Source organism: Falsiroseomonas sp. E2-1-a4 (assembly GCF_051433165.1).
Lineage (GTDB): Bacteria > Pseudomonadota > Alphaproteobacteria > Acetobacterales > Acetobacteraceae > Falsiroseomonas.
The window spans coordinates 86,006-100,207 of the sequence record NZ_JBHMFS010000006.1 but is presented as its reverse complement, the minus strand read 5'-3'; the positions used below and the strand labels follow the sequence as shown (position 1 = coordinate 100,207).

At 70.6% G+C, this 14,202-nt stretch carries 15 protein-coding genes and 1 pseudogene; 13 read left to right on the top strand and 3 right to left on the bottom strand.

What is annotated here, in order from left to right; translation table 11 throughout:
• Nucleotides 1-11 precede the first annotated feature (11 nt).
• The 4 genes and pseudogenes from ACFHNC_RS08625 (at nt 12) to ACFHNC_RS08610 (ending at nt 2,255) form a co-directional block, all read left to right on the top strand.
• Entirely contained in the window at nt 12-761 is a 750-nt protein-coding gene (locus ACFHNC_RS08625) for an SDR family oxidoreductase (RefSeq protein ID WP_437168815.1), read from the top strand.
• Between the two features lie 115 nt (nt 762-876).
• The gene (locus ACFHNC_RS08620) at nt 877-1,722 is read left to right on the top strand and encodes a fumarylacetoacetate hydrolase family protein (protein WP_437168814.1); all 846 of its coding nucleotides are present in this window, start codon (nt 877-879) and stop codon (nt 1,720-1,722) included.
• 24 nt (nt 1,723-1,746) lie between these two features.
• Nucleotides 1,747-1,938 (top strand): hypothetical protein, encoded by a 192-nt coding sequence (locus tag ACFHNC_RS08615; protein ID WP_437168813.1) that lies wholly within the window; start codon nt 1,747-1,749, stop codon nt 1,936-1,938.
• A gap of 12 nt (nt 1,939-1,950) precedes the next feature.
• Nucleotides 1,951-2,255 (top strand): annotated as a pseudogene (locus tag ACFHNC_RS08610) (YdhR family protein).
• Between the two features lie 70 nt (nt 2,256-2,325).
• On the opposite strand, the gene ACFHNC_RS08605 reads toward ACFHNC_RS08610, so the two are convergent.
• The 3 genes from ACFHNC_RS08605 to ACFHNC_RS08595 are packed head-to-tail and all read right to left on the bottom strand — an operon-like array spanning nt 2,326 to nt 8,560.
• Nucleotides 2,326-3,861 (bottom strand): UxaA family hydrolase, encoded by a 1,536-nt coding sequence (locus ACFHNC_RS08605; RefSeq protein ID WP_437168812.1) that lies wholly within the window; start codon nt 3,859-3,861, stop codon nt 2,326-2,328.
• Nucleotides 3,862-3,887: 26 nt separating this feature from the next.
• On the bottom strand, nt 3,888-7,352 hold the full coding sequence (locus ACFHNC_RS08600; RefSeq protein WP_437168811.1) for an AAA family ATPase: 3,465 nt from the start codon (nt 7,350-7,352) through the stop codon (nt 3,888-3,890).
• A complete protein-coding gene (locus tag ACFHNC_RS08595; protein ID WP_437168810.1) occupies nt 7,349-8,560 on the bottom strand; it encodes a metallophosphoesterase family protein in 1,212 nt (403 codons plus the stop codon). The genes ACFHNC_RS08600 and ACFHNC_RS08595 overlap by 4 nt, the downstream gene beginning before the upstream one ends.
• Between ACFHNC_RS08595 and ACFHNC_RS08590 the strand changes: the two genes are divergently transcribed.
• Genes ACFHNC_RS08590 through ACFHNC_RS08550 form a run of 9 tightly spaced genes read left to right on the top strand, consistent with a single transcriptional unit; the run spans nt 8,561 to nt 14,197 of the window.
• Nucleotides 8,561-9,385, top strand: coding sequence for an MBL fold metallo-hydrolase (locus tag ACFHNC_RS08590; RefSeq protein WP_437168809.1), 825 nt, complete (start codon nt 8,561-8,563; stop codon nt 9,383-9,385).
• Nucleotides 9,382-10,032 (top strand): hypothetical protein, encoded by a 651-nt coding sequence (locus ACFHNC_RS08585; protein WP_437168808.1) that lies wholly within the window; start codon nt 9,382-9,384, stop codon nt 10,030-10,032. Before ACFHNC_RS08590 ends, ACFHNC_RS08585 begins: the two co-directional genes overlap by 4 nt.
• Complete coding sequence (locus ACFHNC_RS08580; RefSeq protein ID WP_437168807.1) at nt 10,029-10,289, top strand: DUF3297 family protein; 261 nt, start codon at nt 10,029-10,031, stop codon at nt 10,287-10,289. The genes ACFHNC_RS08585 and ACFHNC_RS08580 overlap by 4 nt, the downstream gene beginning before the upstream one ends.
• A gap of 52 nt (nt 10,290-10,341) precedes the next feature.
• Nucleotides 10,342-10,839, top strand: a complete 498-nt coding sequence (locus tag ACFHNC_RS08575) for a YcgN family cysteine cluster protein (RefSeq protein ID WP_437168806.1) — start codon at nt 10,342-10,344, stop codon at nt 10,837-10,839.
• Between the two features lie 29 nt (nt 10,840-10,868).
• Nucleotides 10,869-11,807: a dihydrodipicolinate synthase family protein gene (locus tag ACFHNC_RS08570; RefSeq protein WP_437168805.1), complete on the top strand. Its 939-nt coding sequence runs from the start codon at nt 10,869-10,871 to the stop codon at nt 11,805-11,807.
• Entirely contained in the window at nt 11,804-12,118 is a 315-nt protein-coding gene (locus ACFHNC_RS08565) for a cupin domain-containing protein (RefSeq protein WP_437168804.1), read from the top strand. Before ACFHNC_RS08570 ends, ACFHNC_RS08565 begins: the two co-directional genes overlap by 4 nt.
• Nucleotides 12,119-12,121: 3 nt before the next feature.
• Nucleotides 12,122-12,727 (top strand): DNA-3-methyladenine glycosylase I, encoded by a 606-nt coding sequence (locus ACFHNC_RS08560; protein WP_437168803.1) that lies wholly within the window; start codon nt 12,122-12,124, stop codon nt 12,725-12,727.
• The gene (locus tag ACFHNC_RS08555) at nt 12,724-13,422 is read left to right on the top strand and encodes a M48 family metallopeptidase (RefSeq protein WP_437168802.1); all 699 of its coding nucleotides are present in this window, start codon (nt 12,724-12,726) and stop codon (nt 13,420-13,422) included. Before ACFHNC_RS08560 ends, ACFHNC_RS08555 begins: the two co-directional genes overlap by 4 nt.
• 16 nt (nt 13,423-13,438) lie before the next feature.
• A complete protein-coding gene (locus tag ACFHNC_RS08550; RefSeq protein ID WP_437168801.1) occupies nt 13,439-14,197 on the top strand; it encodes an SDR family NAD(P)-dependent oxidoreductase in 759 nt (252 codons plus the stop codon).
• The last annotated feature ends 5 nt before the right edge of the window (nt 14,198-14,202 follow it).

Here is a 14,202-nt window from a genome sequence, read left to right as displayed (position 1 = left end):
GGAGCGGCGACATGGCGGGACGTTTGGCAGGAAAGCGTTGCCTGGTGACGGCGGCGGCGCAGGGCATCGGGCGGGCCACGGCGCTGGCCTTCGCGCAAGAGGGCGCTGAAGTGATCGCCACCGACAAGGATGTCGCGAAGCTGGCGGATTTGACGGCGCAAGGGATCACCACGCGCGGCCTCGATGTGCTGGACCAGGCGGCGATCGAGGCGGCGGTGCGAGAGGCCGGGCAGATCGACATCCTGTTCAACTGCGCCGGCTTCGTGCACCAGAACACGGTGCTGACCGCCACCGACGCCGAATGGGATTTCGGCTTCGCGCTGAATGTGCGTTCGATGTGGAAGATGGTGCAGGCGGTGCTGCCGGGGATGCTGGAGCGCAAGCGCGGCACCATCGTCAACATGTCCTCCGGCTGCTCCTCGATCAAGGGCGCGCCGAATCGCTTCCTCTACGGCACCACCAAGGCCGCCGTCATCGGCCTGACCAAGTCGGTGGCCACCGAATACGTGACGCAAGGCATCCGCTGCAACGCGATCTGCCCGGGCACGGTGGACACGCCGAGCCTCGGTGAGCGCATCAGCGCCAATGCGGCGGCGGCGGGCAGCGAGGAAGCGGCGCGCGCCGCCTTCGTGGCGCGGCAGGCGATGGGCAGGCTGGCGACGGCGGAGGAAATGGCGGCGCTCGCCGTCTATCTCGCCAGCGACGAGAGCGCTTTTGTCACCGGCCAGGCCATCGTCATCGATGGCGGCTGGACGCTGTAGAGCGTTTTCAAGTCAGGCGGCTTCGCCTGACGACTCGGAAAACGCACCAACCGATAGGCAGGAGGCGTTGGCCTCCAGTTCCCCGCTTCCCCCAACACGGGTATAGGCAGTCCTCATGAAGCTCTTGCGCTATGGCCCTGCGGGCCAGGAAAAACCCGGCCTGCTGGACAGCTCCGGCACCATCCGTGACCTTTCGGGCGTGATCCCGGACCTGGCGGGGGTCGCACTTTCGGCTGCCGGCCTGGCGCAGATCGCGGCGCTGGATCCGGCCAGCCTGCCGGCCGTCACCGGCACGCCGCGGCTCGGGCCCTGCGTCACCGGCATGAAGAACTTCATCTGCATCGGCCTGAACTACGCGGACCATGCAGCGGAAACCGGCGCCGCCATCCCGAAGGAGCCGATCGTGTTCCTGAAGTCGCTCGGCGCTGTCTGCGGACCGAATGACGATGTGATGATCCCGAAGGACTCGGTGAAGACCGATTGGGAAGTCGAGCTCGCCATCATCATCGGCAGCACCGCGAAATGCGTGCCGGAGGAAACGGCGATGGAGCATGTGGCGGGCTACGCCGTGTGCAACGATGTCTCCGAGCGCGAATGGCAGATCGAGCGCGGCGGCACCTGGGACAAGGGCAAGGGCTGCGACACATTCGGGCCGCTCGGCCCCTGGCTGGTTACCAAGGATGAGGTGGCGGATCCGCAGGACCTGTCGATGACGCTGGATATCGACGGCGCGCGGATGCAGGACGGATCCACCCGCACCATGATCTTCGGCGTGCGGCACCTGGTCTCCTACGTCTCCCACTTCATCACGCTGCATCCGGGCGACGTGATTTCCACCGGCACGCCACCGGGCGTTGGCCTCGGCCAGAAACCGCCGGTCTTCCTGAAGCCGGGGCAGACGATTCGCTTGTCGATTCAGGGGCTGGGCGAACAGGTGCAGCGCACAGTAGCTTACGCTTGAATTGAGTGAGCGGGAGACTTCTTGATGTCCGAGACGAGTGAGACGGGCCGGTTCCAGGTTGTGGCCTGTCCGGTGGGCACCGGCATGTTCGTGGTGCTGGTGGACAGCACCAATGGCCGCTCCTGGAAGCTGAGCTTCGAGGCGAACAACGTCTCCGGCTGGCGTCCGCTGAAGTTCCTCGACCTGAACGCCCCGGCGGCGCCGCCGGCGGCCTGAGTCCCCAGCGGCATGACCGCCACCGTCCTGATCTTCGATTTTCCGAACAGCGCCTTCGGTCCCGAGCGGACGGAGGCGCTGAAGCCCCTGGCCGCGGATATTGCTGGCCAGCCGGGCCTGCTGTGGGAGATCTGGACGGAGGAGCCGAGGCTGGCCGCGCCGGTGGCGTCTATCTGTTCGAGACGCGCGAGGCGGCGGAGGCCTACCATGCCATGCACGCCGCCCGGCTTGCCGCGCGCGGTGTGACCGGGATCGAGGCGACCTATCGTGGCGTGAATGACGTGCTGACCCGCATCGACCGCGGGCCGATCGGCTGACGCGGCACCGGGCGGGCGTGCACCAACCCGCGCAGCGCCGGATGCGAGCTGCGCGGGTCGGGGTGCAATCTCACATCGTCGCGCCGATCACCCAGGGGGCGAATTCGGCGCCGCCGAAATCATAGCTCTCGCTTTTCGTGCGCTCGCCGCTGGCGACGCGCAGCATCAGTTCGAAGATGCGCTGGCCGGCCTGCTCGATGGTCTCCTCGCCGGTGACGATGGTGCCGCAGTTCACGTCCATGTCTTCCGACATGCGCTCATACATCAGCGTGTTTGTGGCGAGCTTGATGGAGGGCGCGGGCTTGGCGCCGAACACGCTGCCGCGGCCGGTGGTGAAGCAGACCAGGTTGGCGCCGCCGGCAACCTGGCCGGTGGCGGCGACAGGGTCGTAGCCGGGGGTGTCCATGAAAACGAAGCCCTTCGCGGTCACGGGCTCGGCGTAGCGATAGACCTCGACCAGGTTGGTCGTGCCGGCCTTGGCCATGGCGCCGAGGGACTTTTCCAGGATGGTGGTCAGCCCGCCGGCCTTGTTGCCGGGGGAGGGGTTGGCGTTCATCTCCGCGCCCTCCTTTGCCGTGTAATCCTCCCACCACCGCATCAGATCGACCAGCTTTTCGCCGACCTCGCGGGAGACGGCGCGGCGGGTCAGCAGGTGTTCGGCGCCGTAGGTCTCGGGGGTTTCGGACAGGATCACGGTGCCGCCGTGCCGCACCACCAGGTCGGAGGCGTAGCCGAGGGCGGGGTTGGCGGTGATGCCGGAATAGCCGTCGGAGCCGCCGCATTGCAGGGCGACCACCAGCTCACTCGCCGGGATCGGTTCGCGCTGCGCGGCGTTGGCCTCGGCCAGCACCTCGCGGACGAAGGCGATGCCGGCTTCCACGGTCTTCCGGGTACCGCCCATCTCCTGGATGTCCATGCTGCGGAGGCGGCCGGCCAGGCGCTGTTCCTCCAGCAGCCCGCCGAGCTGATTCACCTCGCAGCCCAGGCCGATGGCGATGACGTGGGAGAAATTGGCGTGCCGCGCATAGCCGGCCAGCGTCCGGCGCAGCAGCCGCAGCGGCTCGCCTTCCGTCATGCCACAGCCGGTCTTGTGGGTCAGCGCCACCACGCCGTCCACATTCGGAAAATCGGCCAGCGGGTCGGTGCCGGTGAAGGGGTTGCGCTTGAAGGCATCGGCGACGAGGTCCGCGACATGGGCGGAGCAGTTTACGCTGGTGATGATGCCGATGTAGTTGCGCGTCGCCGCGCGGCCATCCGGGCGCCGGAAGCCCATGAAGCTGGCGGGCGTGTTGGCATAGGCGGTGGCCTTCACCTCCCGGCTGTACGCGTAATCCTTCGAGAAATCGCCCATGGCGCAGTTGTGGGTGTGCACCCAGTCGCCGGGCGCGATCGGGCCGGTGGCGAAGCCGATGATCTGGCCATAGCGACGGATTTCCTCGCCCGGGGCGTGCGGGCGGACCGCGACCTTGTGGCCGGGCGGGATGCGCTTCTCGCCGACCGTGATGCCCGGCGCCACGGTGGTGCCGGGCGGCAGGGCGATGCGGGCGATCAGCACACCGTCATCAGGGGCCAGGCGGAGCACCGGCGGCAGCGTGGTGGCGTCCATTCTCGTATTCCTCCGTTTGGCGGAGCTTACGCCGGCTGGGCCAGGGCTTGGAAGCCGGGCATCTCCCGTACCACCGCCCCCTGCCGCGCGGCGAGCTCCGCCAGATGCGCGTGGTGAGTGAACAATATGGTCTGGGTGGTGGCGCCGAGGCGCGTCAGCAGGGCCAGCGCGGCGCTGGCGCGGCGATCGTCGAAGGTGGCCAGCAGGTCGTCCGCGATGAAGGGCAGCGGTTCGCCGGAGGCGGCCTGGGCTTCCACGGCGGCGACGCGCAGCGCGAGGAAAAGCTGGTCCCGCGTGCCCTCGCTGAGCGCGTCCACCGGGCATTCGGTGCCGGTATCGCGCACCGCGCGCAGCAGGGTGCGGCCGGACTCATCTTCATCTGTGGCGAGGCGGGCGTAGCGGCCCTCCGTCAGCAGCGCGAAATGCTGGCTGGCCTCGCGCAGCAGCGGGCCCTGGCGTTCCTGGCGGATGCGCTCGATGCCGGATTGCAGCAGGGTGCGGGCCAGGTGCAGCCGGGCGTAGCGTTCGGCCGCCGTGCTGGCCTCCGCCAGATGGTGGCGGGCCTGCTGGGCATGGGCGGCGGCGTCCCGCCCCTGCTGCATGGCGGCCAGCCGAGCCTCCGCATCCTGGCGCTGGGCGCCGAGGGTGGCCAGGCGTTCGCGGAGCGCGGCCTGCTCGGCCTCGATGCGATGCAGCCGGGCGGTGGCCTGGTCCGGGTCGGTGCCGGCGGCCTCAGTCCGCAGGGCAGCCTCGTCATGGCCATCGCCCTGGGCGCGCAGCGCGGCCTCGGCATGGGTGATGGCGCTGCGGAGCGTGGTGCGGGCGGCGGCGCGGCGGATCGCCTCCTCCAGCGCCGGCACGTCTTCGGCGCCCGCGGCCTCGCGCAAGGCGGCGAGGCGGCGTTCGGCCTCCGCGAGACGGGTGGTGGCGGTGGCGGCGGCCTGGCGGCGGTCCTGCAGGCGTTTGGCGAGTGCGGCGGATTCCTTCGCCGACTCCCGCGCGGTGGCGAGGCGGCGGGTGAGCTGGGCGACCAGGGCCGGCGCGGAGTCCTCACCGGGCGGGATGCCGAGGCGGTCCAACACCTGCGTTGTGTCCCGGCCGAAGGTCTCGGTTGCCTGGGTCATGTCGGCGACGCGCGCCGCATCGCCGCGCCAGGCTTTTGCGGCCTCCGCCACGCGGGTCCAGGCCCCGAGCGCGCGTTCCACCGCCTCAGCCGAGGCGTCGGCCGGCAGGCGCAGCGCCTCGGTGGCGGCGCGCCACTCCGGGGCGAAACCGGTCAGCGCGGCGGCGGCACGGGACTGGGCGTGGCGGGCGGCTTCCACCTGCTCCGCGGCCTCCGCGGCGCGCCGGGCCAGGTCGCGGTGCTGCTGCTGCGCGGCCTCGGCCTCGGCCAGCGAATCCTGGGCGCGGTCGAGCAGGGGCGCCAGTGAGGTTTCCGAACCGGGCAATACGGCGTGCAGGGCGGCCAGCGCGGCGTCGCGGCGGGCGGCGAGTTCATCCCGCTTCCGCTGCGCGGCGGCCTCCTGTTCTGCCAGGCGCAGCACCTCGGCGCGGTTGCGGCGCCACTCGGCCATGGTGGCGGCGTTCTGCGCCACGACGCCGGCGGGTTGCCATAGCGCCTGCCAAGCGACCTCGGCCGCTGCCGCCGCCGCATCCGCCTCAAGGCAGGCCGCGCGGACCATCGGCTCGCGGGCGCGGAGCAGGTCGCGGCGGGCGGATTTGGTCGTGTAGTCGCTGACGCGGCCGGCATCGTCGGCGCGGGCATCGGCCAGGCGGTCGGCCTGGTCGCGCAGGGCCTCGAAGGTGTCGGGGAGGGCCGGGTCGGCGGGGGTACCGGCCGTCAAATGTGTGCGCAGCGCGGCCCAGGCGGCATCGCGGCGGGCGCGCTCGGCGGCGATGCGGGCGGGGGTCGGCACCGTCTCGCCGCGGGCGAGGTGTTGCAGTGCCTCCTCAAGGTCGGCGATCTCGGCCGCGAGCGCCGCTTCGGTCGCACGGGCGGCGTCGGCCGCGGCGGTGGCATCGGCGAGCTGCTTCGCGGCCGCCTCGGTCGCAGGGGGCAGGGGCAGCGGCAGGGCGGCCAGCGTCGCGGCGTCGCCGGACCAGATCGGCAGCGCGGAGAGCGCCGTGGCAACCTGCCGCGCAGCCTCCGCCAGCGCGCGGTCCGCCGCGACCAATTCGCGATCCAATTGGCCTTCACCGCGCGCGGCATCGATGGCGCGGCGCAACGGGGCGGTGGCGGGCGGCACGGGGCAGGCGGCGAGGCGAGCGGTCGCCGCATCCCTCTGGCGGATGGCTTCGGCCAGCGCCGCCTCGGCGCTGCGCTGGGCGGTGGCCAGTTCGGTGTGCCGACGGATCAGCGCCTGGGCGGCCTGGCGGTTGGCGGCGCGGGGCAGGGCCTCGCGCAAGTCCTCCGGGCTGGCCGTGCTGCCGAGCAGGGCGGCGGCTTCCTCCACCTCGGCGCGGAAACCCTCCACCTTGCGCTGCACGCCGGGCAGGTCGCGCGCGGCTTCCAGCGCGCCGCTGCGGCGGGCGGCCAGCAGGTCGAGTTCGTCCTGCGCCGCAAGCACCTCCGGGTCCTGTCGCAGGGCGGCGCTTTCGGCCTCCAGCGCCTGCGCTTCCGCCGATTCGCGCCGCTGGTCCTCAGCGGCCAGGCGGTGATCTTCCAGAAGCTGGCGCAACGTGGCGGCGGCATCGGCGGGCAAAGCGGGCGCATCGGCCACCGCCTCGGCCTCCGACCGCAGCGCGTCGAGGCTGGCCAGCAGCGGTAGGATGCGGCGGGCGCGGTGCAGCCGGGCGGCCTCGGCGGCCAGGGTGTCGCCTTGGGCGGTGGCCTCCTCGATGGCAGTGGAAAGGCCGTCATAGGCGGCCTTGATCTCCAGCCAGTCGCGCGGGCGGATGGCGGCGTCTTCCGCGGCGCGGCGCTGTTCGGCCCAGGATTCGGCGGCGGCGGACAGGGCGCGGCGGCCACGGCCATCGCCATGCAGGGCCCTGGCCTCCGCATCCAGCCGGTCCAGCGCCTTGCGGAGATGCGGCAGGCCCATGCCGGCCAGCAGGCTTTCGCCGGCCTCGCCGCCGCTTTGCAGCAGGGACAGCGCGCCGTCGCGCAGCGTCGCGCCGTTCAGCCCGTAGGTGGTCTCGAACAGGGCGCGGCTCGCGCCGCCGAGCAGGCGCAGCAGCGCCGCATCCGGCACCGGATTTTCGGCGGCATCCAGCAGCGTGTTCTTGTTGCCCTTGCGGCGCTGGAAGGCGCTGCGGCTGCCGTCGCGGCCCAACACCTCGAAGCCGAGGCGCAGCGCGCTGGTTTCGTGCAGGAAGGCGTAGGGGCTGCGCGCCGGGAAGCCGAACAGCGCATCGCCGATTGCCGACAGGGTGGTGGACTTGCCGGCCTCGTTCGGGCCGAGCACCACCACCAGCGGCGCCGATTCGGGAAAATCAAGCTGCGTGTCGGTCAGATGCCCGTAGCGCAGCAGGTCCAGCCGCAGCAGCCTCACGCCGGCTGTTCCGCGGCGATGGCGGCCGCCGCCAGAGCCCAGGCTTCCTCGCCCAGGCGCGACAGGCCCTCCGCATCCTGCGGCAGGTCCAGCGCATCCCGCGCTGGCGCGGGCACCTTGGCGCGCAGGGCCGCCATTTCGGCCAGCAGGGCCGCGATGCGGGCGGGGTCGGCCAGGCCGGCCTCGAAGGCGGCGCGCAGCGGGTCCAGCGCGCCGGCCTCCAGGCTGCGGCGCGGGCGGGTGCGCAGGCGCACGGCTTCCATGAACAGGGTGCCGCCGGCCTCGATGGCGGCGTTGCGGCATTCGGCGGCCAGGCGCTCGGCATCGGTGGCGAGGCCGGGCATCGCCTCCCCGGTCAGGATCAGGCGGGCGAGCAGGGGGCGGTCCTCGGCGGCGGTCAGCGCAGCGGCGACGGTATCGGCGATGCGGCGGGCCAGCGGCGCGTCCTCCGCCGCCTCAACCTCCAGCAGCGCCCAGCGGAGGTTGTCCAGGGCGCGATGTTCGACGGCGGCGATGCGCCCGTCTTCCACCGTAACCAGGCTGCAGCCCTTGGCGCCTGTCTCCCGGATGTGGCGGCCCTGGATGTTGCCGGGGAAGACGATCCAGGGATGCTCGCCCAGCACCTGGCGCTGGTGGATATGGCCGAGCGCCCAGTAGTCGTAGCCCTTCAGCCGCAGCAGGCCGGGGTCGCAGGGGGCATAGGTTTCGTGCTCGCCGGGATCGTTGCCGGAGGTGTGCAGCACGCCGATGTTGAGCCAGCCGCGGCGCGGCTCGGGATAGCCGGCGGAGAGATCCTCCGGCACCGCCCGGTTCGGGAAGGAATGGCCGTGCAGCGCGATGCCGATCGCGCCCAGCTCATGCGTCTGGCAGGTGCGGGTGGAGAATTCGAAGACGTTCGCCGGCAGCGCCAGCTCCTTCGTGATGACGGAGCGGGCATCATGGTTGCCGCGCAGCAGGAAGCAGGGGCGCGCCAGGCGCTTCATCTGTTCGGCGACGAACAAACCGGTGGAGAAATCCTTCCAGTCCCCGTCATACAAATCGCCGGCGATGATGACGAAGGCCACGTCCTCCGCGATCGCCAGGTCGACCAGCGCGGCGAAGGCGCGGCGGGTGCAGTGGCGCAGCAGGTCCGGCGGCAGGTCGGCGCGCGCCTGCAATCCGGCCATGGGGCTATCGAGGTGGATATCGGCGGCGTGCAGGAACTTCATGTGCCTGCCAGAATCGGCCGGCTTGGCGCGCTCCGCAACCCCGCTACTGTGGGAGGGATGATCGAGGGCTCGCTGATGTATACGCTGGACGTGCTGGTACAGGGCTACCCGGGCAAATCCGTCTGCCATGGCGCGTTAGGCTGGAGCACCATCGCGCTGCTGCGCGGGGAGGGGCGGATCGCCCTGGTGGATGTCGGGTCCTTCGGCGTGCGGCCCGAATTGGCCAAGCAGTTGGCGGCGCGCGGCGTGAAGCGGGAGGAGGTGACGGATATCCTGCTGACCCATGCGCATTGGGACCACAGCGTGAATGCGCCGCTGTTACCCAACGCCACCGTCTGGATCGGCGCCGCCGAGATGGAATGGGCGGAAGCCGAGCCCTGGGATTTCAACGCGCTGCCGGAGCTGCATGTGCGCGAACTGGCCCAAAACCCGCGCACGCGGCGGATTTCGGCAGGGGATGAGCCGTTGCCGGGGGTGCATGCCATCGCCGCGCCCGGCCACACGCCGGGCTGCCTGGTGTATTACCTGGCGGTGAACGACCCGCCCGTCATCTTCAGCGGGGATGCGGCGAAGAACCGGGCGGAGATGCTGTCCATGGCGGCCGACATGACGATGGATGCGGCGGCCTCCTGCTCCTCCATGGCGGGCATCTGGTCGCTGTGGCGGGCGGTACCGGGGACGCTGCTGGTGCCGGGGCATGATTTAACCATGCGGCTGGATGCGGCGGGCCACCCGGAATATTGCGGCCAGCGCCAGGCGGCGATCCGGTCCTGGTTCAGCGAGGATCTGGCCGTGACCGCCGATTTCGACCTGACGGCACCTTGAACGAGGCTCGCGCCTGGGTCCGCCTGCCCTCCGGCCGCCGGCTGGACCTGCTGGCGCCGACCCCCTTCGACTGGACGGATGAGGATCTGGCCACCGGCCTGGCGCGGACTTTTCGGTGGGGTGGGCACTCCATCTGGCCGGGCGCGCCGCTTTCGGTGGCGCAGCACTCGCTGGCCGTGCTGGCGCTGCGGCTGCGGACAACACCCGCACCGGGGCGCGCGGAGGCGCTGCGCGAACTGCTGCACGATGCGGAGGAGGGGCTGACCAATTTCGACTGCATCTCCCCGCTGAAGCCCTTTTTGGGCCCCGGCTTCCTGGCCTTGCAAGACCGGCTCTGGGCGGTGGTGGCGCAGCGCTACGCCCTGCCGCCGTGGAATCCCGTCGAGAAAAAGCTGCACAAGAAGCTGGATGTCGCGATGGCGGCGGCGGAGGCGGTGCATGTCGCCGGCTGGTCCCGCGCCGAGGTGCGCGCGACCCTCGGCATCCGCGCCCCGGTGATGGAGGAGGACCCGCTGGTGGCGGAACATGGCGGCACCCCCTGGCAGCCCTGGCCGCCGGAACAGGCTGCCGCACGTTTCCTGGCGGCGCTGCGCCGCTTGCAGGAACCCTTGGCATCGCGGCCCGCTGCGACTACCACCTCGGCATGAGCGAAGACGCACCCGAGACCCTGCCCGACCGCCTGTCCGTGGACCCGCGCAGCCCCCATTATCAGGAGGCGCTGCTGGCGCGCGGCATCGGCATCCGCTTCAACGGCACCGAGAAAACCAATGTCGAGGAATACTGCGTCAGCGAAGGCTGGGTGCGGGTTTCGGTCGGCAAGGCGGTGGACCGCAAGGGCATGCCGCTGACGCTGAAGCTGAAGGGCACCGTGGAGCCCTATTTCCGCGACACAGCCGAGGGCTGATATGCGGAGAGCGGCGTTTTCAGCCGCTGCCGCCGGGGGTAGCGTTCCAGCCATGGCGACCCCCGTACCTGGCCCCGAACCCTTCTGGCGGACCAAGACGCTCGGCGCGATGACGCGGCCGGAATGGGAAAGCTTGTGCGATGGCTGCGGCCGCTGCTGCCTGCACAAGCTGCGGGATGCGGAGACCGAGGAACTGGTCTGGACCAGCGTCGCCTGCCGGCTGCTGGACGGGCAGAGTTGCCAATGCAAGGACTACGCGAACCGCAAGGCGCGCGTGCCGGATTGCGTGAAGCTGACGCCGGCCAAGGTGGCCTCGATCGACTGGCTGCCGCCAACCTGCGCCTATCGCCTGCTGGCCGAGGGGCGGGACCTGCCCTGGTGGCATCCGCTGGTCTCCGGCAATCCGGAGACGGTGCACAGTGCCGGTGTTTCCGTCCGCGGCCGCAGCGTGGCGGAACGGGATGCTGGCGCGCTGGAGGAAAATGCCGTGGACTGGCCGGGCCGCTGGCCCGCAGCGGCACGGCCGATACCCCGCCTCAGGCGGGCCTGAAGATTACCCAACGGGAAGGACCCGAAGCCATGAAAGACGCGATTTTCGGCGGCATCAACGCGGCGGCCCTGACCGCCATGACGGCGGACTACACGCCGGACCTCGATCGCTATGCCGCACACTGCAACTGGCTGCTGGCGAATGGCTGCAACGGCCTCGGCATCCTGGGCACCACGGGCGAGGCGAACAGCTTCGGCTTCGATGAACGCAAGCAGATCCTGGAGGGCATCATTGCCCGCGGCGTGCCGGCTACGAAGCTGATGCCGGGCACCGGCTGCGCGTCCCTCGTCGATACGGTGGAGCTGACGAAGCACGCCAAGGCGCAGGGCTGCCGCGGCGTGCTGGTACTGCCGCCCTTCTACTACAAGGCGCCGTCGGATGACGGGCTTTTCGCCTACTTCTCTGAAGTGGTGAACCGGGTTGGCGGCGGCATCGCCATCTACCTGTATCACTTCCCGCAGCAATCCGCGGTGCCGTTCAGCCTGGATCTGATCGGGCGGCTGCTGAAGGCCTTCCCGGGGCAGATCAAGGGCGTGAAGGACAGCTCCGGCGACTACGCCAACATGAAGGCAATGATCGACAATTTCGCCAAGGACGGCTTCGAGGTCTATTCGGGTTCCGACGAATACGTGCAAAAGATCCTGGCCGAGGGCGGCGCGGGCTGCATCACCGCCGCCGGCAACGTCAACGCCCGCTTCGGCGCCATCGTCTACAAGCACCGCACGGGGCCGGAGGCCGATGCCGCGCAGGCGGTGCTGAACGCGACCCGCAAGGCCGCCACCGCGTCCCCGCTGATCCCCGGCCTGCGCGAGATCATTGCCCGCGCGACTGGCGATGCCGCCTGGCGCAACATCCGTCCGCCGCACCTGCCGCTCTCGACCGAAGCCGGGCAGAAGGCGTGGGACAACATGGAAGCGGCCGGCGCCTTGCCGCTGCCGGGCCTGGGCATGAAGGTGGCGGCGGAGTGAGCACGCCGCTGACGTGCCGGGCGCCAGCGATCGGCACGGTGCAGCAGGATGATGCCATGGTCCGCGTCACGCGCTGGGATTTCGATCCCGGCGCGGAGACCGGCTGGCATCGCCATGGCTGGGGCTACGTGGTGATTCCGATCACGGACGGCACGCTGCTGCTGGAACTGCCCGGCGGCGCCACCGCCAACGCCACGCTGACCGCGGGCTTGTCCTACACCCGCGACCCGGGCGTGGAGCACAATGTGGTCAATGCGGGGACGCAAAAACTGTCCTTCGTCGAGGTGGAACTGAAGGCGCTGGCGGGCTGAGCCATGACCGGCACGATCACAGGCCCGGATGGGCGTCCGCGTTGCCACTGGTGCGGCGCGACGCCCGACTACATCGCCTACCACGATCGCGAATGGGGTTTTCCCGTCGCCGACGACCGGCGCCTGTTCGAAAAGCTCTGCCTGGAAGGGTTTCAGTCCGGGCTGAGCTGGCGAACCATCCTGGCCAAGCGCGAGAATTTCCGCGCGGCCTTCGACAATTTCGAAATCGACCGCATCGCCCGCTACACGGAGGCCGATGTGGCGCGCCTACTGGCCGATGCCGGCATCGTCCGCCACCGCGGCAAGATCGAGGCGGTGATCAACAATGCCCGGCGGGCGCAGGAGCTGGTGGCGCGCGAAGGCTCGCTGGCCGCCTATGTCTGGCGGCATGAGCCGGATGCGGCCAGCCTGCCGCCGCACGGGGCTGCGACCTCCGCTGCCTCGATCACGCTGTCCAAGGACCTCAAGAGGCGCGGCTGGGCCTTTGTCGGGCCGACCACGCTGCATGCCTTCATGCAGGCGATGGGGCTGATCAACGACCATGCCGAGGGTTGTGCCTTCCGCGCGCAGGCAGCGCGGGTGCGAGAGGCGTTTCGGCGGCCAGGATGACCGAGGCGGAAATCATCGCGTTGCCGGAGGCGGGCGGATCCTGCCAGGTTCAGTGGAAGCGCTCGGCGCGGGCGAGGCGGGTTTCGCTGCGCATTTGTCCTCGGCAGGGGGCGGTGGTGGTGGTGCTGCCACCGCAGGCGGCGCGCCGGGCGGGGCTGGCGCTGCTGCGCGCCAATGGGCCCTGGGTGCTGGCCCGGCTTTCGGCGCTGGCACCGGCCAACAAGCTGCTGGATGGCGGCAGCGTGATGCTCGGCGGGCAAGACTGCACGATCCGGCACGATCCACGATCCGCGGACGGCTCGCTGGAGGGTGATCGCATTGTGGTGGGCGGGGTGGCGGCGGATTTGCCGGGCCGCGTGATGGCCTTCCTGCGGGCGGAAGCGCAGCGGCGGATCGGCGTGCTGGCCGTGCGGCACAGCCAAGCGCTGGCGGTGCGGCCCGCCGCCATCCGCCTGAAGGATACGCGCAGCCGTTGGGGAAGCTGCGCCCCGGATGGCTCGCTGGCGTTTTCCTGGCGGCTGGTGATGGCACCCGAATGGGTGCTGGATTACGCGGTGGCACATGAGGTGGCGCATCTGCGGGAGATGAATCACTCGGCCCGGTTCTGGGCCCATGTCAGCCACCTGACCCCACACCGCAACGCCGCGGCCGCCTGGCTGCGAACCCATGGGCCGACGCTGTTGCGCGTCGGCTGAAACCTGGAGAAGCCCGATGCACGCCCCGACCGCCTTCATCACCGGCGCCACCGCCGGCTTCGGCCTGGCCATCGCCCGGCGCTTCGCCGCCGATGGCTGGCGCATCCTGGCCGCCGGGCGGCGCGCGGAAAGGTTGGATGCGCTGGTGGCCGAGCTCGGCGCGGCGCGTTGCCATTGCGTGGTGCTGGATGTGCGGGACCGCGCGGCGGTGGAGCACGCCGTGGCCAGCCTGCCGGCGGGGTGGGAGCAGATCGACTTGCTGGTGAACAATGCCGGGCTGGCGCTCGGTCTGAACCCGGCCCAGGGCGCGGACCTCGATGACTGGGACGCGATGGTCGACACCAACTGCAAGGGGCTGATGTATGTGACGCGCGCCGTGCTGCCGGGGATGGTGGCGCGGGATCGCGGGCATGTGGTGAACATCGGCTCGACCGCCGGCGAATGGCCCTATCCCGGCGGCAATGTCTATGGCGCGACCAAGGCGTTCGTCCGCCATTTCAGCCTGAACCTGCGCGCCGATCTGTTCGGCACGGCAGTGCGGGTGACGGATATCGAGCCGGGGCTGGTCGGCGGCACCGAATTCAGCGCAGTGCGCTTCAAGGGCGATGCCGAGAAGGCCGCCGCCCCCTATGCGGGGACGGAGGCGCTGAACCCGGAAGACATTGCGGACGCAGTGCACTGGGTAGCGACGCGGCCGGCGCGGGTGAATGTGAACACGCTGCAGGTGATGCCCGTGGCGCAGAGCTTCGGGCCGCTCCGCGTCCACAAGGCATAGGGACA